The organism is Streptomyces sp. NPDC096079, from assembly GCF_040303145.1.
GTDB lineage: Bacteria > Actinomycetota > Actinomycetes > Streptomycetales > Streptomycetaceae > Streptomyces.
Window position 1 is genome coordinate 327,666 of record NZ_JBEOST010000001.1, and the last position, 21,514, is coordinate 349,179.

The following is a 21,514-nucleotide window of genomic DNA, read 5'->3' on the forward strand; positions in this document are numbered from 1 at the left end:
CCGAGGGCCCGTACGGAGGGGATTCCGTGCGGGCCCTCGCCCGTACGCGTGAACTCCGGGCCCGTTCAGCCGAAGCGGCCGTTGACGTAGTCGGCGGTGCGCGGGTCGGCCGGCGAGCCGAACATCCGCTCGGTCGGCCCGTGTTCGACGATCACGCCGGGGGTGCCCTGCTCGGCGAGGAAGAAGGCGCACGAGTCGGAGACGCGGGCCGCCTGCTGCATGTTGTGGGTGACGATCACGACGGTGACCTCCGCCTTCAGTTCGGCGATGGTCTCCTCGACGCGCCGCGTGGAGGTGGGGTCGAGCGCCGAGCAGGGCTCGTCCATGAGCAGGACGCGGGGGCGGACGGCGAGCGAGCGGGCGATGCACAGGCGCTGCTGCTGGCCGCCGGAGAGGGCGCCGCCGGGCTGTCGCAGCCGGTCCTTGACCTCGCGCCAGAGCCCCGCCTTGGTGAGGCACTCCTCGACCAGGTCGTCCTTGGCCTCGCGGCCGGCCCTGATGCCGCCGAGCTTGAGGCCGGCGAGGACGTTCTCGTACAGGGACATGGCGGGGAACGGGTTGGGCTTCTGGAAGACCATGCCGATCTCGCGGCGGGCGTGGGTGATCCGGCGGCCCCGGTCGTAGATGTCGGAGCCGTCGAGGAGGACCCGGCCGGCCAGGGAGGCGGTGCCGGTGAGTTCGTGCATCCGGTTGAGGATGCGCAGGAACGTCGACTTGCCGCAGCCCGAGGGGCCGATGAGGGCGGTGACCTCGCGGGCGGGCATCGCGAGCGAGACCCGGTCGAGGACCTTGCGGTCGCCGAACCAGGCGGAGACGGCCTCGGCTTCGAGCGCGGCGGCCCGGGAGGGCGGCGGCGCCTGGGGAGGCACGGGCGGCAGGGTGACGGTGTCGGCGAGATCGGTCACGGGGTGACTTCCTTGCGGTCGGCGGCCTTCGGGAGGGTGACTCCCGTGCGGTCAGAGCAGGTTCGGGAGGAGCCGGGTCAGCTGGCCCGACACCAGGACGCCCAGGGCGACCAGGACCGGCACCGCCGTGACCCAGGTCTGGCGGGTGCCCCAGCGGCGCCGGCCGGCGACGGTGAGCAGGGCGGCGGCGAGCAGCCCCTGGACGCCGAGGAGGATCCCGGGCCAGACGTCGGTCTCCCCGGCGAGCGGCTCCTCGGCGGCGGTGATCCAGCCGGCCTTCAGCGGACGCGGCGGGCTGGGTCGGGCGGTGCCGAGCAGGGTGGCGTCGACCCGGACGACGTCCTGGGGGGTGTACGCGCCGCCGCTCGCGGTCAGCAGGGTGAGCCGGCCCTCGCCGGGGGCGAGGCCGGCGGGCAGGGGGTCGCCGGGGCGGCGGACGGCCGTCACCTCGTACACGGCCTCGCCCTGGCCGGTGGTGATCTCGACGCGGGCGCCGGCCGGGAGCCGGTGCACGTCGAGGAACGGGCTGCCGTAGCCCCACTGGCGGCCCATGATCACGCTGGCCCCGGGCTGGCCGGGCAGCGCCGTGTCCCGGCGGTGTCCCGGGCCCGACATGAGGACCCCGGAGGTGGTGCCCTCGGCGACGACCTCGCGCAGTCCGAGCGCGGGGATGCGGAGCAGGGCGACGGGGGCGCCGAGGGCGACGGGCTTCCCGTCGTAGGTGGTCTGGCCCACGGGGGCGGTGCCGAGGGCGAGTTGCTCGCGCAGGTCGTCGTAGGCGGTGGACTGGTCGCGGGCGTGCTGGAGGTGGCCGACGACCGTGAGGTTGGCGGCGAAGCCGATGAGGAGGGCGGCGAGGACGGACAGGGCCGCCCCGGCCAGGGCGAGCCCGGCTCGGGGGGCGGCGGGGGCCGGTGCGGTGGTCACGGACGGCGGGCCTTGCGGCGGCGGGTCTGGAGGACGGCCGCCGCGCCGAGGAGGCAGAGGGCGAGGGAGCCGAGTGCGGCGGAGGCTGCGGTGGAGCCGGTGGCGGCGAGGCTGCCGGAGCCGCCGTTCGTGGTGGTGCCGGTGGAGCCGCCGGACGTACCGCCGGTGCCGGAGTCGCCGCCGGTGCCGGAGTCGCCGCCGGTGGAGGCGGTCGGGCTGGGCGTCGCCGAGTCGTCGGGCCCGTCGGTCGGCTCGTCGGTCGGTCCGTCCGTGGGGTCGTCGGTCGGTTCGCCGGTGGGCTCGTCGGTCGGGCTGCCGGTGGGGGTCGGGGTGCCGCTGGGAGTGCCGGTCGGGGTCGGCGTCGGGGTGCCGGTCGGCGTGGGGGTGACGGCGGGGCCCGCGTAGAAGGCGGCTAGCTGCGAGGAGGCCGTGTAGGCGGCCGGGTCGGCGGGGGTGTACTGCGCGAGGACGGGGAACTCGGCGTTGAGGGTGTCGTGCATGGTGGCGCCGATGTCCGCCTTGCCGTTCACCAGTTCCTTGGTGCCGAGCTCGACGATCTCCTCCTCGACGAGCGTCATGAAGGTGACGGTGCCGGTGGCGGTGGCCGGCTGGACCTCGGCGGTGATCGTGAAGGGGCGGCCGACGGGCGGGCTCGCGCTGTCGGCGGTGACGTTCAGGTTGGTCGCCTGCTGGGCGATGGCGGCCCAATGGTCGCCGGTGACCTCGATCATCTGGGAGAAGTACGCGGCGCGTGCCTCGCTGTCGGCGGTCTCGCAGGAGAGCCGCAGTTCGTACCGGCCGTCGAGGGGACCGGCGGGCACGAGTTCGCGCAGCCGGTCCTGGAGGGTGGCGTAGCCGGTGCCGGAGCCGGCGAGCGGACCGGAGATCGGGGTGGTGCCGAGCGGCCCGCCGGGGACGACCTCGGCGATGGGCGCGCCGAGCGTCGGGTCGCCGGGGTTGACGAGGACGAGGACGCCCTTGACGTACGGCGTGTCGGGCGCTGCGGGCGCGGGGCAGGCCGCCGAGGCGGTGACGGCCGTCGGGCCGGCGGCGACGGTGCCGGAGGCGGGGGTGAGGGTGAGGGTGCCGTGCCGGGTGGCGGCGCCGGCGGGCGTGGACAGGGCGAGGACGATCGCCAGGGTGCCGCAGAGGAGGGCGAGCGCCGTGAGCAGCGCCACGGGTGATCTGAGCGGGGTGACGGGGTTCATGGGACGGGTTCCTCCGGGGCGGATGGCGGGTCGGTGAGGGGCTGGGCGGGGTACGCCGGGGGGCCGGGCACCACGGGGGTGCCCGGCCGGTGTGCGGTCAGGAGGGGCGGGTGGTCAGCGCTCGCCCTTGACGGTCGTGGCGCCGCAGGCGGTGCCGAGGGTGCCGAAGCCGTAGTTGGCGATGGTGGTACCGGCGGCGCAGACCTTGGAGGAGGAGCCGACGAAGGTCGACGAGATCGTCGCGTTGGTCAGCTTGGCCGTCGGGACGACGTTGTAGACGTCACGGGTGAAGGGGAAGGACAGGTTGAGCGTCTTGTCGGCGTTGCGGGGCGCGACGGCACCGACGGAGCCGAGGACGGCGGCACCGCGGCGGTCGGTGACGACGGCCTTCTCCTGCGCCGTGTACTGGGCGACGGAGTACGGGGCGATGTCGCCGGCGCTGTCGAGGACGGTGCCGTCGTTCTCCTGGACGCCCTGCTGGACGCAGGCGCCCGGGGCGGTGACGCCGATGGAGGCCAGGAAGAACTGGCGGGTGCCGGAGTTGCTCTGCGGCAGGATCGGGGTGAGCGCCACGCCGTTGAGGGAGGTCGTGGTGCACTCGTAGATCGCCTTGAGCTGCGCGGTCGTGAGGTCGGACGGCAGGGCGCTGTCGGAGCGCTTCACCCAGGACACCGCGTCCTTGGCGAAGGGGATCCAGGTCAGGTCCGTGGTGCTGGAGTCGACCGGGCCGCGCGAGGAGCGGGCGAAGTCGAGGCAGCCGGAGTTGGTGTCCACGGCGTTGCGCAGGGCGTCGATGCCGGCCGAGGAGCCGTTCGGGCGGTTGATGACACAGCCGGTCGCCTTGGTCTTGATCGTGGCGGTGCCGGTGGCGTCCCAGGAGGCGATGATCTTCTGGCCGAGGGCGTTGACGACGACGTTGCCGAGGCCGTTCACGACGTCCTGGGTCGTGTCGGAGCCGACACCGGCGAGCGTGCGGTACTGGGTGACCGGGTTGGGGTCGGCCTGCGCGGCGGGGGCGAGGGCGACACCGAGACCGAGGGCGGCCACACCGAGGGCGGCACCGATACGAGCGCGGGACTTGACGTTCACTTCTGATCTCCTCCGCGAAAACGGATGTCATGGAATGGACGCACAAGCAGAATCCGGATTCTTTATCCGGCCGGTCCGTCGACCGGCCGGGAACAACAATTCCGTACGGGCCGCGGGGGCGACCACCACGTTCAGCCGCTCTTCAGGTTACGAATTCCTGTCCTAGGTGAATCCGAGGGAATTCGGCGGCGGCCGGCGATTCCGAGGGCGGTGGGTCCCGCGAGGGCCGCGAGGCCGCCGGCGACCAGGACGGCGAGCAGCACCCAGCGGATGGCGCCGAGGACCTGGGAGGGGGTGGTGCCGGTGCCGGCCGGCTGCCCGGCGAGCGGACCGCCGTTCCCGCCGCCCGCGCCGGAGGCCGAGGCCGGGCCGGCGGGCGGCGGGGAGGCGTCCGCACCGGCGCCCGCGCCCCCGCCCGTACCGCCGCTCGCGGCTCCGCCGGATCCGGCGTCCGCTCCGCCGGTGCCCGCACCGCCGGAGCCCGTGGCGGCTCCGGAGCCGGAGTCCGTCCCCGCTCCCGCCGTCCCCGCTCCGCCGTCGGATCCGCCCGTGCCGGGCCCGGCCGGCCCCCCGCGCTCCAGGCGGTCGGCCGCGGCGGCGGCCTGGGCCTTCAGCTTCGGGGGCAGCGGCGCGTAGCCGTAGGGCAGCTCACCGGGGGCGGTGCCCTGGCGCTGGCCGGGCCCGGCCGCGTACCGCAGCACGCGCGCGTAGTCCTTGCGGGCGTCCGCGGGGAGCGTGGTGGATGCGGCGGCGTAGGTGACCGTCGTGAGCGGGTAGGCGCCGTCCCTGGCGCGGGCCGGGTCGGCGGCGAGGACCCCGGGGACGGCGGAGTCCCGGAACTGTTCGACCGCCTTGAGCAGGGACGAGGTGCCCGGCCGCACGTAGGCGCCGTCGGCGTTCCGCAGGGCCGCGATCTGGAGCTGGTAGCGGGACGCGGACGCGGTGTCGGTGATGCCGTAGGCGTGCCGCTGGCCGATCAGGACGTCCCGGCCGACGAGCTTCGGCCCGTTGGTGACGTTGTCGTGCTGGGCCTGGTCCTTCGCGTTGTTCGTGCCCCGCCGGACCCAGCGGGCGGCGTCGTGCATGTCGAGCGCGTAGGGCGAGCGGTCGGTCAGGCCGTACTTGATGGTCCTGTCGTTCGAGACGAGTTCCGTCTCCGTGGGGTCCGCCTTCATGAATTCGTCGGCGCCCTGCGAGGCGAGCCGGAGGTCCCTGAAGTACGGATTGACGTGCATCCCCCAGGGGTCGTTCTTTCCGTCCAGGAACTCCCGGGCCTCACGGTCGGCGCGAAGGTAGTTCCAGACGATCCGCGCACTGTCGGAGCGGTCTGCGGCGAGCAGAATTCCGCCGGGATAGACCTGGGGCGCCTGCGGCGCACGCCGGAATTCCGGATTCAGCTCCAGGAATTCCGGGTCGCGGACGATGGATTCCGGATTTCCTTTCAGGTGGTCCGGTACGGGGGCGGTGTCGGTGAGGTACCGGACGTCGTAGGGGTACGAGGCGGTGAGCAGCTTCGCGAGGAGGCGGGGGCTCAGTTTCAGGTCCTCGACGAGTCCGATGCCGCCGGCCTCCCAGAAGAAGCCCACGGTGAGGCCGTTGACGGCGACGGGCGCGTGGACGATGCCGGCCTGCTCGCCGCCCTCGACGGGCGCGACGGTGAAGGCGAGGCCGGGCGAGGTGGAGGTCGGGTTGAGCAGCCCGCCGCGGGCCAGGTCCTCGCCGCGCTGGGTGAAGGTGAAGCGGGTGGTGCCGTCGGCGCAGAGCGCCGACTGCCAGGACGTGACGGCGTCGGTGACGAGTTCCGAGCCGGTCATGCGGCGTTCGGCCTTGTCCGTGGGGCAGGGCTCCCGGACCGGCAGGAAGTCCAGCGGGAAGACGATCCTCTGGTTCCAGTTGGTGGTGGAGAACGGCGAGGTGTTGGGCCGGTGGTTGTTGCCGGTGGAGCCGTCGGGTTCGTGGGAGCCGCGGGGCACCACGACGAGCCAGCAGCCGCGGCCCTTCGCCCGGGCGCCGCTGCCGAGGGGGTCGCCGCAGCCGAGGTGCGGGGCCTCCCGGGTGGTCTGGAGGTTGAAGGCGGCCTCGCCGGTGCCGTCGGGCTGGGTGGCGACGAAGAACTCCTCGTTCGTGTCGCCGGAGCTGAAGTAGGTCCAGTCGGTGACCTTCTTCGTCGGCGGCCCCGACACGGGCGTGAAGGGGACGAAGGGGCTGGTCAGCTGCCCGGGGACGTCCGGGTCGGGGATCAGCTCGTCGTACTCCCGCTCCAGCGGGTCGGTGCCGACGACGAGTTCCCGCCGGGCGATGTGGGTGCCGAAGTTGCCGCCGCTGGTGATCCCGGCGCCGAACTGGCACTGCTCCCGCTTCGGTCCGGCCGGGTCGTCGCCCCAGCACTGCATGATCTGGAGGTAGTCGGTGTTGTAGCTCTCGGTCGGCTTCCCGCCCTTCCAGGTGACCCGCAGTCCCTGCGCGCGCAGGTTCCTCGTCTGGTGGACGGTCACTTCGAGGCCGGAGAAGTCGTCGTACGGTCCTTTGGTGCCGCGCTTGGTGACGGCCGAGCTCCCGCTGTCGGCGGCCACCGCCTCGGGGCCCCGGGCGGGCGGGAGCAGCGCGAGCAGGACGGCGGCGAGCAGGGCGCCGACCCCGGCCGCCCGGCGCGGCGGGGCGGTCCGGGTGCGCCGCGCGGCCTTCCTGCCGGGGACCGGGCCGGTCCGTGGGGTCGTCGGGTTCATCGGGTGCCTCCGGTGCGCTCGGCGCGGGCGGCGAGGGCGCGGCCGACGAGCGGGGGCCCGACGACGGTCGCGAGGAGCAGGAGGGCCGAGAGAGCCATGAGGAGGCCGCGCAGTCCGCCTCCCGTGTCGGCGGCGAGGGTGACGGGGGTGCCGACGACCCCGGGGGCGCCGGAGTCCTGGCCGCCGCCCTGGCCACCGGCGGCACCGGCGCCGCCGGACGCGTCGCCGGCGAGCACCTCTCCGGTGTCGGGGTCGACGGCCCCGCCGCCGGTCGCGGTGCCGGAGGACGCCGTGCCGCCGCCTGCGGCGGCGCCGGACGCGGAGGCGGAGCCCTGGCCGGCCGCGGCGGAGCCCGTACCGCCGTTCGCGGTGGATCCGCCGGAGGCGCCGGAACCGGTCGCGGAGCCGTTCGCCGCACCGCCCCCGTTCGCCGGTCCGCCGGTGGAGCCGGAGGCCGAACCGCCCTGGTTCACCTGGGTGCTGGTGCCGCGCGCGCCGCCCGTGCCGTCGGCGCACTGGGTCGCTCCGCGCCGGTCGCAGTCCTTGGGCATGGGGGCGTTCCTGGCGAGGGTGTTGGTGCCGTCGGCCGAGAAGGTGGGGTTGCGGCAGTCCGAGAGGTCGACGGCGCCGGTGGGCGCCCCGGGTATCCGGCGGACCTGGTCGAAGCCTGCCTGGACGAGGTTCCTCGGCAGGGGCGAGTAGCCGAGTTCCTCGGCCTGCTGCTGGCCCTCGCAGAGGAAGTAGCGGGCGAAGGTGCCGAGCGAGCGGCCCTTGTCCTCGGTGTGCGGGGCGCTCGTGCTGGTGGGGACGACCATGTAGCTGTAGCTGGAGAGCGGGTAGCTGCGCCGGTCGGTGGAGCGGTAGACGCCGTCGAGGATCTGCGTGAGGTAGTCGGTGGAGTTCCGGTCCTCGTTGATCCGGGCCCGCAGCAGGGCGACGGCGACGCTGGAGGCGGTCGGTTCGACGTAGTAGCCGGCGGAGTTGAGGATCTTGGCGACGGGGAAGTGGGCGTTGATCGCGTACGAGTACTCGACGTAGGTGATGGCGCCCTCGCCCTGCGGCTGCCGGACGTGCGCGGAGACGCCGAGCGAGCCCGACTTGGCGACGGTGGTGGTGCCGGGCACGACGGGGAAGTACGAGGTCATCCCGCAGGGTGTCTGGCGGCCCGCGCGGCGGCAGTAGTCGTTCCAGACGGCGCCGTGCTCCTTGGCGAGCCAGGTGGTGAACTGGGCGGTGGTGCCCGAGCCGTCCGAGCGCACGACGGGGACGATGCGCCGGGCGGGGAGCGTCAGGCCGGGGTTGTCGGCCTTGATCTCGGGCGCGTTCCACATGGTCAGCTGCCCGGTGAAGACCTTCGCGAGGACGGGCCCGGAGAGCCGCAGGTTGGTGACCTGGCGGCCGCCGATGCGCAGGTTGTACATGAAGGAGGTGCCGCCCGCGACGATCGGCATGTACGCGTAGCCGCGGCTCGGCGGGACGTCGGTGGCGTTGCCGTCCCTGAGTCCGTACGGGATCTCGGTGACGGCGAAGTCGACGGTGCCGTTCTTGAACTGCTCGCGGCCCTGCGAGGAGCCGTTGGCGTTGAAGTTGACCGTGAGGCCGACGTTGGCGCCGATGTTGCGGCGCCACTGCTCGACGGCGTTGGAGCTCCAGGTGGAGCCGGAGCCGGTGATCTTGGTGTATCCGGCGGCCTGCGCGGCGGGCGGACCGGCGAGGAGGGCGAGCAGCGCGCACAGGACGGCGGCGAGCCCCAGGAGGGTGCGGGTGACGGACACGGGTCTCACGGCGTACTCCCGGAAGGTGCGGACTGGCGGGCGGCATCGCGCCGGGACGCCTCGGCCCTGCGACGCTCCTGGCGCTTCGTCAGCTGCCCGGGTCCGCGCCCGCCCACGATCCGGGCGAGGACGAAGAGGAGCAGGACGAGCACCATCAGGACGGCGGCGGTGCCGAAACCGCGGGCGATCATGTTCGGTTCGGGGGATTTGACGAGCTCGAAGGTGGCGAGCGGCAGGGAGACCTGGGCGCCGGAGGTCGGCAGGGCGTTCAGCTCGGCGGTGAAGCCCGCGGTCAGCAGCACCGGCGAGGTCTCCCCCACGCCGCGCGCGGTGCCGAGGATGACGGCCGTGGTCAGCCCGGAGCGCGCGGTCGGCAGGACGACGTGCCAGACCGTGCGCCAGCGCGAGGAGCCCATGGCGTACGAGGCCTCCCGCAGCGTGCCGGGGACGAGCCGGATGACGACGTCGGCGGCGCGGATGATGATCGGCAGCATCATCACGGAGAGCGCGAGCGAGGCGGCGAGGCCGGAGCGCTCCATGCCCAGGCCCAGGATGACCGTCGCGTAGACGAACAGGCCCGCGACGATCGAGGGCAGCGCGGTCATCGCCTCGACGACGGTGCGGACCAGGCGCGCGAAGGGCCCCGGCACCTCGGTGAGGAAGACCGCGCAGACGATCCCGGCGGGCACGGTCAGCGCGAGCGCGATGCCGACCTGTTCGAGGGTGCCGACGACGGCGTGCAGGATGCCGCCGACGTCGAGGGGTTCGAGGGGGCCCGCGAGGCTCATGTCCTCGGTGAAGAAGTTGAGGTGGACGAGCGCCTCGCGGCCCTCCCAGAGGGTGAAGGCGACGACGAAGACGAGGACGGCGAGGAGCACGAGCCCCAGGGTGCGGACGACGACGCCGGCGATCCGGTCGCGGACGGCGGGCCCGTCCTCGTCGAAGGAGACGAGCAGCGCGTAGAGCCCGAGGAAGAGGACGTACGCGACGAGGACGAAGCCGACGGCGCCGCTGAAGGGCAGCAGCCGGGCGAAGAGCAGCCAGGTGAGGGCGAGGGAGGCGGCCGCGGCGCCCAGCACCGCGTACAGGTCGGAGGCGCTCAGGGTGCCGGTGGCGCGCCGCCGTTCCGGGCCGGGCGGTGGGGCCTGCTCGGCGGGCGGTCGCAGCGCCGGCCGCTCCGGGGCGATGGTCATGTGGTTTCCCCTGTTACGCGTCGCTGGCGGCGCCGGAGCGGCTGCGGGCGACGATGGACGAGGCGGCGAAGTTGACGATCAGGGTCATGACGAAGAGGGCGAAGCCGGCCGCCATGAGCGCGGACATGCCGAAGGGGGTGGCCTCGCCGTAGCGCAGGGCGATGAGGGAGGACACCGAGCTGGTGCCGGTCTGCAGGACGTGCCACTGGACGGTGAAGACCTGCGAGATGACCATGTAGACGGCGATGGTCTCGCCGAGCGCGCGGCCGAGGCCGAGCATGGTGCCGCCGATCATGCCGCCCTTGCCGAAGGGCAGGACGACGCTGCGGATCATGCCCCAGCGGGTCGCGCCCAGCGCGTAGGCGCCCTCGCGTTCACCGGCCGGCGCCTGGGAGAAGACCTCGCGCATGATCGAGCAGATGATCGGCGCGACCATCATGGCGACGACGAGCCCGGCGACGAAGGTCGACGAGGTGTAGACGGTGGGCGGCGCGAGCGGGTCGTCCGGGTCGGCGCCGTCGACGCGGAGGAACGGGATCCAGCCGAGGTACGTGGCGATCCAGCGGGCGATCGGGAGGATCGACTCCTCCAGCCAGAAGACGCCCCAGAGGCCGTAGACGACGGAGGGCACGGCGGCCATGAGGTCGACGGTGGAGATCAGGGTGCGGCGCAGCCGGGGCGGGGCGTACTCGGAGATGTAGAGCGCGGCGCCGGTGGCGAGCGGGACGGCCACCGTGATCGCGACGAGGGCGATGAGGACGGTGCCGAGGAGGACGGCGGCGATGCCGAAGCGGCCGGCGTCGGGCTCCCAGGTCTCGGTGCTGAGGAAGGAGGGTCCGGCGCGGTCGAGTGCCTGCCAGGCGCGGTGGAGCAGGAAGCCGCCGACGAGGAGCATGACCGCGAGGACGAGGCCGCCGCCGGCGCGGGCGACGGTGCGGAAGACCCGGTCGGGCAGGCCGCGGTCGGCGTGGAGCCGCCTCGGCGCGTCGGCGGGCCGCTGGTCCACCGGTCTGCCCGGCGGCGGGTCGAGGGTCTCGGTCGTCTCGGTCGTCACGGGAAGGACACAAGTCCGGCCCGGTTGACTCGTCCGCGACGCGACGTGAACGAGGGGCGTGCGCGGGGCAACTTCCGTTCACCGTAAGACAGTCGAAGCCCATCTGGGACCTTCGACGGCGATCAGGGCCCGGAAGCGGTCATAGGCGGTGCGGCAGGTGGAGTGGCGCTCGTAGGACCGCCCGGACAGGGCGGCGGTGCGCCCTTCGGCGTCGCGCAGGAGCCACACCCAGCCGTTGCCGCCGGCGGTGTGCTGGACCCCGCCGGTCATGGCCGCGTGCCCCGCGCACAGCGCGGCGAAGGCCGCGCGGCAGTCGGCGTGGTCGTCGTGGCAGCCCCCCGACCGCGCGACGACCCTTCCGTTCTGGGCGACGAGTCGCCATCCGTACCGTCCGTCGGCCCCCACGTCGACCAGACAACGCGTCCCGGACACACCGGTTCCCTTGGTCATCGCCCCCACCCCCACAGTCTCGGCAGGGGCAATCTAAGGAGACGGACGTGACAGTTGGGCGTTAAACGATGTGCGGGGTCGCACGCTTCACCGGGCCGTTGCCCCTAGGACATCCGGCCCGGAAGCGGGCGGCGGCTCAGCCCGTCGCGAGCAGGATCACGAGCAGCAGCAGCCCGGCCACCGCGGGGCCGACGATCTCGTACGCCCACCGCACCCGCGGCTCGCCCTGCGCGCCCGGGTCCCCGGCGTGCAGCTCGGCGAGGTCGCGCAGGTCGGCGACGGTCTTGTCGCTGGGCGCGATGCGGGAGGCGGTGTCCCGTACGTCGGCGGTGACGGAGGTACGGCCGTGCGGATCGTCCTGGGAGGCGCGGGCGGCCTGGCGGGCGGCCTTCTTCCGCTGGCGCAGCGAGACGGGGATCGCCCACAGCTGGTACTTGGCGCCGTCCTGGGTGAAGACCTCGCTGGAGTAGCCGGCGCGGACGTCGGCGACCGCGGCCCAGGGCAGCGTGATCGACCGGAACGGGTTGCGGATGCGGAGCCGCTCCCCGTTGGCGTACACGGCCGGCCGGATCGTGAAGGCGACGATCAGCGGGACGGCGAGGACGAGGCCCGCGAGCGCGAGCCAGGGGGTGCGGCCCTCGCCCCTGATCATCGCGTCCCCGGCGAACAGGGCCGCGAGGAGCAGCAGGAAGACCCCGCCCGCGACGCCGAGGGGCGACCGGTAGACCTTGTCGGCGGTGGCGGGCGCGGCGGGCGGCTGCTCGGGTGCGGGGGTCGACTCGTGGCTCGGCTCGTGGCTGGGCTCGGGGGTCGGCTCGGGGGTCGTCATGCCGCCGATTGTGCCTCAGCGGCCGGGTGCGGGCCTCAGGCGGCCCGCGCGGCCACGAGATCCGCGTACACGATGATGTTGTCGGGCCGGTGGCCGTCGGTCAGCTCCCCGCCGCAGGTGACGAGGCGCAGCTCCGGGCGGGTGGTGTTCCCGTACACCTTGACCGTCGGGAAGGCGTCCTTGTCGACCTGTTCCAGCTCCCTGACCCGGAAGACGGCGGTGGTGCCGTCGGCGCGGGTCACGGTGATCTCGTCGCCGACCCGGACCCGGGAGACGTTCTTGAGGACGGCGGGCCCCCGGACGGTGTCGAAGTGGCCGATGAGGACGGCGGGGCCGGTCTCGCCGGGCGTGACGCCCTTGTCGTACCAGCCGATGCGGTCGGCGTCCCCGACCGAGGGCACCTCGACGGTGCCGTCGGCGTTGAGGCCCAGGTCCAGGACCGGGCCGGCGTCGACCCCGGCGGCGGGCACCCGGACCCGCACCGGCAGGGACCGCGCGAGCGGCTTCACGGGCGCGGCAGCCGTCTTCGGGGCGGGGGCGGCGTCCCGCGCGATGTGGGCGGGCGGGGTGGGGGACGGGGTCTCGCCTCCGGCGGAGCACCCGGTGAGCGCGAGGAGCGCGGCGGCGAGGAGGAGGGCGGGGCGACGGCTCACGGGACGGCTCCGGACGGGACGGGGTGGGGCCGGCCGCCGCGTGGAGGCGGCGACCGGCCCGGGGTGGGGTGATTCCTGCTCGGGTCGGAGCGGGAGGAGGGGTGGTACGGGATCAGAGGCGGAGCTGCCGTACCGGATCAGGCGCGGGAGCCGGCCCGGCGGCGCAGGACGACGAAGCCGAGGCCCGCGGCGGCGAGCGAGGCCGCCCCGGCACCGGCGGCGATCAGCGCGGTCGAGTCGCCCTCGGCGCCGAACTCGGCGCCGGCCGCGACACCGCCCTGCGGGACGACGGAGGTCTGGCCGCCGTTGTGCACGGTGACGCCGGTGGCCGGGGTGGTGACGGACGGCGCCGGGGTGGGCTCGGCACCCTTCTCGCAACCCTTGGGGAGGCGCGGGAAGGCGGTCCACTGGTACGGCGTGTCGCCGCCCTGGGTGCGCTGGCCGACCTGCGGGGTGGTGGTGTTCGCTCCCTTGATCATGAGGCCGGCGCCGGTGTCGCCGGGGTGCGCGCGGTCGACGGTGACGATCGGCTTGCCGGCCTCGTCCTTGAGGACGGCCTTCGGGCCCTTCTCCAGGTCGTTGGTGAGGGTGACGGTGAGGAGCGCGAAGACCGAGGGGATGTCCTGCTGGACGGTGCACTTGCCGACGGTGACGACGGGGCCGGGGGTGGGCTTGGTGCCGCCGGGGACGAGCTCCGGGGCAGCCTGCTTCGACGAGCCCGGGATGTAGGCGGCGAATCCGCCGCCCTGCTCCAGGACGACGACGGCCTTGCCGTACGTCCACACGGAGCGGAAGCCGGTCACGTAGGTGTAGCCGCGGCCCTTGCCGTTCTCGATCAGCTGGAGTCCGAAGCGGCCGTCCTTCTCGGCGAGCTGGAGGACGGTGCCGTCGGCGAGGCGGTAGACGCCCGGCGTGGCGCCGGGGACGTAGTTGCGCTGCCAGTTGTAGGTGGTGCCGTCCGGGTTGAGGACGAAGAACTCGCCGTTGTCGTTGCCGGCGACGGAGCGGGTGATCGCCTCCAGGACGCCGACCGGGTTGCCCTGGTGGAAGAGCTCGGCGCGGTGGTTCTGGTCCTTGACCTTGTAGATCTTGGCGATCGTGCCGCCGATCAGGGTCTCGGTCCGGACGAGGGTGCCCTTCGCCGCGTCCGCCGCCGTGTCGGAGGGCTTGTCGGCTGCCTTTCCGGTCGGCTCGACGACGGGCTTGACCGTGGTGGCCGGCTCGGCCGCTCCGGCGGTGCCGGCGGCCGGCGTGACCGTGACGACGGGCTTGACCGAGTCGGACTCGCCGCCGGGCTTGACCACCGTTCCGGTGGTACCGGCCGGCTTCACCGCCGCCGGGCCGTCGGCGGCGAACGCGGCACCGACGGCGAGGGCCGGGGTGGTGAGCGCGACACCCGCGACGAGGGCGGTGGCGACGGCGGTGCGAAGGGCGGTGCGCATAACGACTCCTGTGATTCAGGTAGGTGGCTGGGGTGAGTCGCATGCCGCTTTTTCTCGGTCCGACTGATCCGGTGAGGTCTGGCTGGCTGCTGAGAAAGAATCTAATGATCTTGTATGTGGGAGCCGTCCGCTCCATGTCACGGGCGTGTGACAGGAGTCACCACGCCGTCGGACCCCCTGTGACCTCGGGCTCCATGAAGGGGCACCCCTGTACAGGTCGCTACGCGCGTAGATATGCTCGACTGGTGACCATGCCCACCACTGCATCCGCAGCATCCGCATTCGCCGACGTGACCACGTCCGACAGTGCGCTGCGCCGCTTCCTCCACGGGCTGCCCGGCGTCGACGCCGTCGGCCTGGAGGCGCGCGCCGCGTCCCTCGGCACCCGCTCGATCAAGACCACGGCCAAGGCCTACGCCATCGACCTGGCCATCTCGATGATCGACCTGACGACGCTCGAAGGCGCGGACACCCCGGGCAAGGTCCGGGCGCTCGCCGCCAAGGCCGTCAACCCCGATCCGACCGACCGCACGACCCCGAAGACCGCCGCCGTCTGCGTCTACCCCGACATGGTGGCCACCGCCAAGGCCGCCGTCGCGGGCTCGGGCGTCAAGGTCGCCTCGGTCGCCACCGCCTTCCCGGCCGGGCGCGCCGCGCTCCCCGTGAAGCTGGCCGACACCGCCGACGCCATCGCCGCCGGCGCCGACGAGATCGACATGGTCATCGACCGTGGCGCCTTCCTCGCGGGCCGGTACCTGGAGGTCTTCGAGCAGATCGCCGCGATCAAGGCGGAGTGCGGCGACCGCGCCCGCCTCAAGGTGATCTTCGAGACCGGCGAGCTGTCCACGTACGACAACATCCGCCGCGCCTCCTGGCTCGGCATGATGGCCGGCGCGGACTTCATCAAGACCTCGACCGGCAAGGTCGCGGTCAACGCCACCCCGGCGAACACCCTCCTCATGCTGGAGGCCGTGCGCGACTTCCGCGCGCAGACCGGTGTGCAGATCGGCGTGAAGCCGGCCGGTGGCATCCGCAACACCAAGGAAGCGATCAAGTTCCTGGTTCTCGTGAACGAGACCGTGGGCGAGGACTGGCTGGACAACCACTGGTTCCGCTTCGGCGCTTCCAGCCTGCTCAACGACCTGCTGATGCAGCGCCAGAAGCTGGCGACCGGCCGTTACTCCGGCCCCGATTACGTGACGGTGGACTGATCAACATGGCATCTGCATTCGAGTACGCACCGGCACCGGAGTCGCGCTCGGTCGTCGACATCGCGCCGAACTACGGCCTGTTCATCGACGGCGAGTTCACCGACGCCGCCGACGGCAAGGTCTTCAAGACCGTCTCCCCCTCCACCGAGGAGGTCCTGTCCGAGATCGCCCAGGCGGGCGTCGAGGACGTCGACCGCGCGGTGAAGGCGGCGCGCAAGGCCTTCGAGAAGTGGTCCGCGCTGCCCGGCTCCGAGCGCGCCAAGTACCTCTTCCGCATCGCCCGGATCATCCAGGAGCGCAGCCGCGAGCTGGCCGTCCTGGAGACCCTGGACAACGGCAAGCCGATCAAGGAGACCCGCGACGCGGACCTCCCCCTGGTCGCCGCGCACTTCTTCTACTACGCGGGCTGGGCCGACAAGCTCGACCACGCGGGCTACGGCGCGAACCCGCGCCCGCTGGGCGTGGCCGGCCAGGTCATCCCGTGGAACTTCCCGCTGCTCATGCTGGCGTGGAAGATCGCCCCGGCGCTCGCGACCGGCAACACGGTCGTCCTGAAGCCGGCCGAGACGACCCCGCTGACCGCCCTGTTCTTCGCGGACATCTGCCGCCAGGCCGGGCTGCCGAAGGGCGTCGTCAACATCCTTCCCGGATACGGGGAGACGGGCGCCGCGCTGGTCGCGCACCCGGACGTGAACAAGGTCGCCTTCACCGGCTCGACCGCCGTCGGCAAGGCCATCGCGCGCTCGATCGCCGGCACCGACAAGAAGGTGACCCTGGAGCTGGGCGGCAAGGGCGCCAACATCGTCTTCGACGACGCGCCCATCGACCAGGCCGTCGAGGGCATCGTCAACGGCATCTTCTTCAACCAGGGCCAGGTCTGCTGCGCGGGCTCGCGCCTCCTGGTCCAGGAGTCGATCCAGGACGAGCTGCTCGACGCCCTGAAGCGCCGTCTGAGCACCCTGCGCCTGGGCGACCCGCTCGACAAGAACACCGACATCGGCGCCATCAACTCCTCGGAGCAGCTGGCCCGCATCAGCTCGCTGGTCGAGCAGGGCGAGGCGGAGGGCGCCGAGCGCTGGACCGCCGCGTGCGAGATCCCGTCGGCCGGCTACTGGTTCGCCCCGACGCTCTTCACGGGCGTGACGCAGGCGCACCGCATCGCCCGCGACGAGATCTTCGGCCCGGTCCTGTCGGTGCTGTCCTTCCGTACGCCCGACGAGGCGGTCGCGAAGGCCAACAACAGCCAGTACGGCCTGTCGGCGGGCATCTGGACGGAGAAGGGCTCCCGCATCCTCGCGGTCGCCAACAAGCTCCGGGCCGGTGTCGTCTGGGCCAACACGTTCAACAAGTTCGACCCGACCTCGCCGTTCGGCGGCTACAAGGAGTCGGGCTTCGGCCGCGAGGGCGGCCGCCACGGTCTGGAGGCCTACCTCGATGTCTGATGTGACGCGCCTCAGTGTCTTCAAGACCTACAAGCTGTACGTCGGGGGCAAGTTCCCCCGCTCCGAGAGCGGCCGGGTGTACGAGGTGACGGACTCCAAGGGCAAGTGGCTGGCCAACGCCCCGCTCTCCTCCCGCAAGGACGCCCGTGACGCGGTCGTCGCCGCCCGCAAGGCCTTCGGCGGCTGGGCGGGCGCGACCGCGTACAACCGCGGCCAGATCCTCTACCGCGTCGCCGAGATGCTGGAGGGCCGCCGGGACCAGTTCGTCCGCGAGGTCGCGGACGCGGAGGGCCTGTCGAAGTCGAAGGCGGCCGTGGTCGTCGACGCCGCGATCGACCGCTGGGTCTGGTACGCGGGCTGGACCGACAAGATCGCCCAGGTCGTGGGCGGGGCGAACCCGGTCGCGGGCCCGTACTTCAACCTGTCGACCCCGGAGCCGACGGGCGTCGTGACGGTCGTGGCGCCGCAGGACTCGTCCTTCCTGGGCCTGGTCTCGGTGATCGCCCCGGTGATCGCGACGGGCAACACGGCCGTCGTGATCGCCTCGGAGAAGGCGCCGCTCCCCGCCCTCTCCCTGGGCGAGGTCCTGGCGACCTCCGACCTCCCGGGCGGTGTCGTCAACATCCTCTCCGGCAAGGCCTCCGAGATGGGCCCGCACCTCGCGGCCCACCAGGACGTCAACGCGATCGACCTCACGGGCGCGGCGGGCGATCTCGCCCGCGACCTGGAGATCGCGGCCGCGGACAACCTCAAGCGCGTCCTGCGCCCCCGTACCGAGGACTTCGCCGAGTCCCCGGGCACGGACCGCATGACGGCGTTCCTGGAGACGAAGACGGTCTGGCACCCGACGGGTTCGCTGGGCGCGAGCGGCTCCTCGTACTAGAAGTCCCCCTGACGAACGGCCCCCGGGTGTGCCCGGGGGCCGTTCGTCACGCGCCGCCGCGTTCGATCAGGCCCGCGACCCCGTCGAGGACGCAGTCGAGCCCCGTCCGGAACATCCACGCCGCGTCGTCCTTGCGGGCCGCGCCCAGCGCGTACGTCCGGTAGGTCGGGTAGCGGCCGGTGCCGAGCAGGTACGACATCTGCGGGGCGAGTCCCCGGCGTGTCTCGTCGGCGTTCTCCCAGCCCTGCTCCCTCATGTACTGGGCGATGGCGACCTCCGACTGCACGGCTCCGTGCACATAGGAGGCGACGGCCCGGAACGCGGCCATCATCGTGTCGACGTCGAGGCCCAGGCCGTCGAGTGCGGCCAGCTGGCGCTCGGCGGCGGCCATCCGGTTCGGGGTGAGGGCGAAGAGCGGCGTCGGCAGTTGGGCGAGCCAGGGGTGGCGCAGCATCCCGTCGCGGGTGCGGTGCGCGTAGGTCCGCAGGGTCTCCCGCCAGCCCTCGGCGGCCTCCGGGGGTTCCAGCTCGGCGGACACCCGGTCGACCATGAGGGCCCACAGCTCGTCCTTGCCGTCGACGTGCCGGTAGGCGGCCATGGGCGCGACACCCAGCTCGGCGGCGACCTTCCGCATGGTGACGGCGGCGAATCCCTCGCGGTCCGCGATCCCGATCGCGGCCTCGGCGATCCGGCCCGGGGTGAGGGAGGCCCTGGGCGTCGCCGCGGGCCGATCGAGCCGTTCCCACAGCGAGACGCCGTCCGTCCCGTCCTTCTTCGCCACTCCGGCCTCCTTGTGTCGCGTACAGCGTATGCCCCGTGGACGCCGTACACATCGACGTGTACGTTGTACACCGTTCGGCGTACGCCGTACACATCACCGTTCCAGGGGGAACCATGAGCACTCCGCTCCGCCTCGCCGCCATTGCCCTCCTGCGGGCCGCGCCCCCGCGCCCGGCCGCCGCCGACGTCTTCGCCGTCGTGACGCCCGAGTACAACCACAGCGCCCGCACCAACAAGCCGTGCACGGACTGATCATGACGCTCCCTCAGACGACCCGCGTCCCCTACGCGGGCATCACCGGACTCATGCTCGGCATCGTCCTCGGCACCCTCGACGGCACGATCGTCGGCACCGCGCTCCCCACCGTCGCCGGCGAACTCGGCGGTCTCGACCGGCTGTCATGGGTGGTCATCGCCTACCTCCTCACCGCCGCCGTCACCACGCCCCTCTGGGGCAAGGCCGGCGACCTGTACGGACGCAAGGGCGCCTACCTCTCCGCCGTCGCCGTCTTCCTCGCCGGCTCCGTCCTCTCCGGCCTCGCCCAGGGCATGGACCAGCTCATCGCCTTCCGCGCCCTCCAGGGCGTCGGCGCCGGAGGCCTGATGGTCGGCGCCTTCGCCCTGATCGGCACCGTCGTCTCCCCCCGGGACAGCCCGCGGGTCCAGGCGATCACCGGCGCGATGCTCCCGGCCGCCTTCGCCGGCGGCCCGCTGCTCGGCGGACTGCTCACCGACCACCTGAACTGGCGCTGGGCCTTCTACGTCAACGTGCCCGTCGGCATCGCCGCGCTGCTGCTCGTCTCCCTCGGGCTGCGCGTGCGGACCCCGCGCGTCCGCGCCCGCGTGGACGTGGCCGGAGCCCTGCTCCTCACCCTCGGCATCCTCGCCCTGACCCTGCTCGCGACCTGGGGCGGAACACGGTACGCGTGGACCTCGCCGGGGATCCTCGCCCTGGCCGCGACCGCCGCGGCCGCGCTCGCCCTCTTCGTCAGGACCGAGCGGCGCGCCGAGGAGCCGGTGATCCCGCCCCGGCTGTTCCGCAGCCGGAACTTCACCCTGGCGCAGATCCTCAGCCTGCTGGTGGGCGCGGGCATGCTCGCCGCGATGAACTACCTGCCGCAGTACTTCCAGTTCGTCCACGGCCGGTCGTCGACGGCGAGCGGCCTGCTCCTGCTGCCGCTGATGCTCGGCATGGTCGCCGTCCAGCTCGCCACGGGCCGCCTGATCGCCCGCGACGGCCGCTACCGGATCTACCCGGTCCTGGGCGGCGGCCTCATGACCGCGGGCGCCCTCGCCCTGCTCCTGCTCGACGGGGACACCCCGACGGCCACCGCGTCCGCACTCGGGGTGGTCCTGGGCGCCGGCATGGGCTTCCTCATGCAGTCGACGCTGCTCATCACGATGTACAGCGCCCCGCCCCGGGACATGGGCGCGGCGAGCGGCACCGTCACGCTCGTCCGCACCCTCGGCGGCTCCCTGGGCGTCGCGACCCTCGGCGCCGTCTTCACCGCGCGCCTCGCGGGGACCGACCCGAACCTGACCCCGCCCCAGGCCGCGCGCCTGCCGGAGCCGGTACGGGAGGGCCTGCGGGCGGCGGTGACGAGCGGGGTGCACGGGGTGCTGCTCGGCACGGCCGCGCTCGGCGCCCTGACGTTCGCCGTGGCCTGGCTCGTACGGGAGGTCCCGCTGGGGGCCGCTACGGAAGCAGCCCCCGCGTCAGCGGACCGGCCACCGGCAGATCGGCCACTGCCCCGCCCTTCGTGACGTGGTCGGTGACCAGGTTCGTGCCGACCGGCTTGAAGTCGGCGACCTGGGTCCCGAGGCCGTTGTCGAGCGGGTCGACGCCGGTGTTGGCCAGCGGGTCGAGCTGGAGCCGGGTCAGCGGGCCCACCCCCTGGGTGACACCGGACAGCGCGCCCGCCCCGGCCGCGCCGGCGTCCGTCCTGCTCAACGAGTCGACGGGCAGCGGCAGCGGGGCGGCCGCCTGCGCCCCGGCACCCGCCCCGAACACCGCGGCGCCCGCCGCCGTGACGGTGAGACCGGCCTTGAGCAGGGCACTGCGGCGGGGGGTCCGGGGCTCTGCGTGACGCGCCATGGAGATCCTTCCAGGGGGTGAGCGGACGGGCACCGACAGTAGTCGAGGTGTGATGCTCGATACCAACGGCCTTCCTCGGTGGTCCCCTGGACGGGGGAATGCCTCACACTGGTGTTCCGTGAGTTCCCTACCGATCCCGACCCGGGTCGTCCTGCTCGCGGGCCCCTCCGGCTCCGGCAAGTCGTCCCTCGCCGCCGTCACCGGCCTCCCGGTCCTCCGCCTCGACGACTTCTACAAGGAGGCCGACGACCCGTCCCTCCCGTTCGTCGACGGCTCCGCGGACATCGACTGGGACTCCCCACGGTCCTGGGACGCGGACGGCGCCGTCGCCGCGATCGTCGACCTCTGCCGTACGGGACGGACCGACGTCCCCGTGTACGACATCGCCACCAGCTCCGTCGTGGGCCGTGAGCCGCTCGACATCGCCCGGACCCCGCTCTTCGTGGCGGAGGGCATCTTCGCGGCCGAGATCGTGACCCGCTGCCGCGAGCTGGACGTCCTCGCGGACGCGCTGTGCCTGCGCGGACGGCCTTCCACGACCTTCCGCCGGCGGCTCCTGCGCGACCTGCGCGAGGGCCGCAAGTCCGTGCCCATGCTGCTGCGCCGCGGCTGGCGCCTGATGCGCAGCGAACGCGCGATCGTCGCCCGGCAGACCGCCCTGGGCGCCCACCCCTGCGCGAAGCCCGAGGCGCTGGGCCGCCTGGCGGCAGCGGCGGCGGGCCGCCACCGCACGCCGGCGGCGGGCTAGGACCTCCGCCCGGACAGCACGAAGCGGGCCGTACGAGACCCCCCGGACTCGTACGACCCGCTTCGCTCTTCCCGTACCCCCGTACGGTCCCCCGTGTTTCCCCCG

Annotated in this window: 20 protein-coding genes; 6 read left to right on the forward strand and 14 right to left on the reverse strand. The window is 73.2% G+C overall.

Annotated features, from left to right (window positions below; genetic code table 11):
* Positions 1 to 65: 65 nt before the first annotated feature.
* The 12 genes from ABTY59_RS01525 to ABTY59_RS01580 form a co-directional block, all read right to left on the reverse strand.
* The gene (locus tag ABTY59_RS01525) at positions 66 to 869 is read right to left on the reverse strand and encodes a phosphate ABC transporter ATP-binding protein (protein WP_352017298.1); all 804 of its coding nucleotides are present in this window, start codon (positions 867 to 869) and stop codon (positions 66 to 68) included.
* Positions 870 to 956: 87 nt separating this feature from the next.
* Positions 957 to 1,832, reverse strand: a complete 876-nt coding sequence (locus tag ABTY59_RS01530) for a class E sortase (RefSeq protein WP_352016875.1) — start codon at positions 1,830 to 1,832, stop codon at positions 957 to 959.
* Positions 1,829 to 3,040 (reverse strand): hypothetical protein, encoded by a 1,212-nt coding sequence (locus tag ABTY59_RS01535; protein WP_352016876.1) that lies wholly within the window; start codon positions 3,038 to 3,040, stop codon positions 1,829 to 1,831. Before ABTY59_RS01535 ends, ABTY59_RS01530 begins: the two co-directional genes overlap by 4 nt.
* A gap of 114 nt (positions 3,041 to 3,154) precedes the next feature.
* The gene (locus ABTY59_RS01540; protein ID WP_352016877.1) at positions 3,155 to 4,129 is read right to left on the reverse strand and encodes a substrate-binding domain-containing protein; all 975 of its coding nucleotides are present in this window, start codon (positions 4,127 to 4,129) and stop codon (positions 3,155 to 3,157) included.
* A 131-nt stretch (positions 4,130 to 4,260) separates the two neighbouring features.
* Positions 4,261 to 6,855, reverse strand: a complete 2,595-nt coding sequence (locus ABTY59_RS01545) for a hypothetical protein (RefSeq protein ID WP_352016878.1) — start codon at positions 6,853 to 6,855, stop codon at positions 4,261 to 4,263.
* Positions 6,852 to 8,639 carry a phosphate ABC transporter substrate-binding protein PstS gene (gene pstS / locus ABTY59_RS01550; RefSeq protein ID WP_352016879.1) on the reverse strand — a complete coding sequence of 596 codons (1,788 nt, stop codon included), beginning with the start codon at positions 8,637 to 8,639 and terminating at the stop codon, positions 6,852 to 6,854. Before pstS ends, ABTY59_RS01545 begins: the two co-directional genes overlap by 4 nt.
* Complete coding sequence (gene pstA / locus ABTY59_RS01555; RefSeq protein WP_352016880.1) at positions 8,636 to 9,823, reverse strand: phosphate ABC transporter permease PstA; 1,188 nt, start codon at positions 9,821 to 9,823, stop codon at positions 8,636 to 8,638. The genes pstS and pstA overlap by 4 nt, the downstream gene beginning before the upstream one ends.
* A gap of 13 nt (positions 9,824 to 9,836) precedes the next feature.
* Entirely contained in the window at positions 9,837 to 10,877 is a 1,041-nt protein-coding gene (gene pstC, locus ABTY59_RS01560; RefSeq protein ID WP_352016881.1) for a phosphate ABC transporter permease subunit PstC, read from the reverse strand.
* Positions 10,878 to 10,955: 78 nt separating this feature from the next.
* Positions 10,956 to 11,327, reverse strand: coding sequence for a YegP family protein (locus ABTY59_RS01565; RefSeq protein ID WP_352016882.1), 372 nt, complete (start codon positions 11,325 to 11,327; stop codon positions 10,956 to 10,958).
* Between the two features lie 136 nt (positions 11,328 to 11,463).
* Positions 11,464 to 12,156, reverse strand: a complete 693-nt coding sequence (locus ABTY59_RS01570; RefSeq protein WP_352016883.1) for a PH domain-containing protein — start codon at positions 12,154 to 12,156, stop codon at positions 11,464 to 11,466.
* Positions 12,157 to 12,191: 35 nt separating this feature from the next.
* Positions 12,192 to 12,809 (reverse strand): class F sortase, encoded by a 618-nt coding sequence (locus ABTY59_RS01575; RefSeq protein WP_352016884.1) that lies wholly within the window; start codon positions 12,807 to 12,809, stop codon positions 12,192 to 12,194.
* 137 nt (positions 12,810 to 12,946) lie between these two features.
* Positions 12,947 to 14,251 (reverse strand): hypothetical protein, encoded by a 1,305-nt coding sequence (locus ABTY59_RS01580; RefSeq protein ID WP_352016885.1) that lies wholly within the window; start codon positions 14,249 to 14,251, stop codon positions 12,947 to 12,949.
* A gap of 251 nt (positions 14,252 to 14,502) precedes the next feature.
* Here ABTY59_RS01580 and deoC point away from each other — a divergent pair, with 251 nt between their 5' ends.
* From deoC to ABTY59_RS01595, 3 genes are read left to right on the forward strand one after another with little or no spacing between them, the layout of a single operon-like run.
* Positions 14,503 to 15,462, forward strand: a complete 960-nt coding sequence (gene deoC, locus ABTY59_RS01585; RefSeq protein WP_352016886.1) for a deoxyribose-phosphate aldolase — start codon at positions 14,503 to 14,505, stop codon at positions 15,460 to 15,462.
* 5 nt (positions 15,463 to 15,467) lie between these two features.
* Positions 15,468 to 16,904 (forward strand): aldehyde dehydrogenase family protein, encoded by a 1,437-nt coding sequence (locus tag ABTY59_RS01590; protein ID WP_352016887.1) that lies wholly within the window; start codon positions 15,468 to 15,470, stop codon positions 16,902 to 16,904.
* Complete coding sequence (locus tag ABTY59_RS01595) at positions 16,897 to 17,787, forward strand: aldehyde dehydrogenase family protein (protein WP_352016888.1); 891 nt, start codon at positions 16,897 to 16,899, stop codon at positions 17,785 to 17,787. Before ABTY59_RS01590 ends, ABTY59_RS01595 begins: the two co-directional genes overlap by 8 nt.
* 46 nt (positions 17,788 to 17,833) lie before the next feature.
* On the opposite strand, the gene ABTY59_RS01600 is transcribed toward ABTY59_RS01595, so the two are convergent.
* Entirely contained in the window at positions 17,834 to 18,568 is a 735-nt protein-coding gene (locus ABTY59_RS01600) for a TetR/AcrR family transcriptional regulator (protein WP_352016889.1), read from the reverse strand.
* A 113-nt stretch (positions 18,569 to 18,681) separates the two neighbouring features.
* Here ABTY59_RS01600 and ABTY59_RS01605 point away from each other — a divergent pair, with 113 nt between their 5' ends.
* Together ABTY59_RS01605 and ABTY59_RS01610 are read left to right on the forward strand one after the other, a co-directional pair.
* The gene (locus ABTY59_RS01605; RefSeq protein WP_352016890.1) at positions 18,682 to 18,819 is read left to right on the forward strand and encodes a hypothetical protein; all 138 of its coding nucleotides are present in this window, start codon (positions 18,682 to 18,684) and stop codon (positions 18,817 to 18,819) included.
* A 2-nt stretch (positions 18,820 to 18,821) separates the two neighbouring features.
* Complete coding sequence (locus tag ABTY59_RS01610) at positions 18,822 to 20,330, forward strand: MDR family MFS transporter (RefSeq protein ID WP_352016891.1); 1,509 nt, start codon at positions 18,822 to 18,824, stop codon at positions 20,328 to 20,330.
* Here the strand turns inward: ABTY59_RS01610 and ABTY59_RS01615 are convergent.
* Entirely contained in the window at positions 20,263 to 20,661 is a 399-nt protein-coding gene (locus ABTY59_RS01615) for a hypothetical protein (RefSeq protein ID WP_352016892.1), read from the reverse strand. The genes ABTY59_RS01610 and ABTY59_RS01615 overlap by 68 nt on opposite strands.
* A 52-nt stretch (positions 20,662 to 20,713) precedes the next feature.
* Here ABTY59_RS01615 and ABTY59_RS01620 point away from each other — a divergent pair, with 52 nt between their 5' ends.
* Complete coding sequence (locus tag ABTY59_RS01620; RefSeq protein WP_352016893.1) at positions 20,714 to 21,409, forward strand: uridine kinase family protein; 696 nt, start codon at positions 20,714 to 20,716, stop codon at positions 21,407 to 21,409.
* The last annotated feature ends 105 nt before the right edge of the window (positions 21,410 to 21,514 follow it).